General features: G+C 47.7%; 3 protein-coding genes. All 3 read right to left on the bottom strand.

Annotated features, from left to right (window positions below; translation table 11 throughout):
- The coding region (locus tag AC1DWB_RS35580) for an undecaprenyl diphosphate synthase family protein (protein ID WP_477545779.1) at positions 1-173 on the bottom strand (173 nt) is incomplete at its 3' end.
- 112 nt (positions 174-285) lie between these two features.
- Complete coding sequence (frr, locus tag AC1DWB_RS35585; RefSeq protein WP_477545777.1) at positions 286-840, bottom strand: ribosome recycling factor; 555 nt, start codon at positions 838-840, stop codon at positions 286-288.
- On the bottom strand, positions 840-1,221 hold a 382-nt coding region (locus AC1DWB_RS35590; protein ID WP_477545778.1), incomplete at its 5' end, for an amino acid kinase family protein. The genes AC1DWB_RS35590 and frr, both read right to left, overlap by 1 nt.

Below are 1,221 nucleotides of genomic sequence, written 5' to 3' on the forward strand. Positions count from 1 at the left end.
GCCTTCATCCCTGCATGGTGCCCGGCAACCCGCGGCAGTCCTCTCCGCTTGGCCCATCTCCCATTACCATCCATAATGATGGCGATATGCTGAGGTATATTATCGCGGTCCAAGGAGGCCGGCTTCATCGATTTCTCCGAATTGGACAACCATCGTTTGAGTCGTTTCAACATGCTTTTTTCCCCCACATAAATCAACGTTGCGCATGCCTGACCGGCTTAGCTTTTCAAGAAGTATCCTGTATTAGACAAAAATCCCCAATCAACAGGGGACTCTATCGCTACACTATACTTCCATTATTTCCTTCTCTTTGGCGGCCAACACTTTATCCACTTCAACAATATACTTATCGGTCGTTTTCTGAACATCGTCCTGATGACGTCTGGACTCATCTTCGGATACACCGTTCTTTTCCAGCTTCTTAATATCATCATTCGCGTCGCGGCGAATGTTACGAATTGCAACTTTCGCTTCTTCCCCGAATTTCTTCGTCATCTTCACGAGATCCCCACGGCGTTCTTCCGTTAATGCCGGGATCATCAGTCGAATCGTAAGACCGTCGTTAGAAGGTGTTAAGCCTAACTCCGATTTCTGAATGGCCTTTTCAATAGCAGAGAGCGAGGATTTATCCCAAGGTTGGATCAACAATGTTCTGGAATCCGGTGTATTAATGTTAGCTAGTTGATTGACTGGCGTCATGGAACCGTAATACTCCACTTGAATGCGATCCAGCAATGAAGGCGTTGCTCGTCCGGCACGCAGGGAGGCCAGCTCTTTCTTTAACGATCCGATAGCTTTTTCCATACGTTCTTCAGCATTCTTCTTAATCGTTTGCGGCATTAGTCGATACTCCCTTTCACTATCGTTCCGATTTTCTCACCGAGCACGACGCGCTTGATGTTGCCTTCCTCTGTTATGGAGAATACGATCAACGGGATGTTATTGTCCATGCATAAGGAGGAGGCTGTGGAGTCCATGACCCCTAGATTCTTGTTCAGCACTTCCATATATGTGAGCGTTTCGAACTTCTCGGCGGTAGCGTCTTTAAACGGATCGGCGCTATATACACCGTCTACTTTATTTTTGGCCATCAAGATGACTTCTGCTTCAATCTCAGCCGCTCGCAATGCAGCCGTTGTATCGGTCGAGAAGTAAGGGTTACCTGTACCGGCAGCGAAGATGACGACACGACCTTTCTCGAGATGCCGAATCGCTTTACGG

This window comes from Paenibacillus sp. P4_E11, from assembly GCF_056401635.1.

Excerpts from the sequence above, each read along its gene's own strand:
- frr (WP_477545777.1), bottom strand. The coding sequence starts at position 840 with ATGCCGCAAACGATTAAGAAGAATGCTGAAGAACGTATGGAAAAAGCT.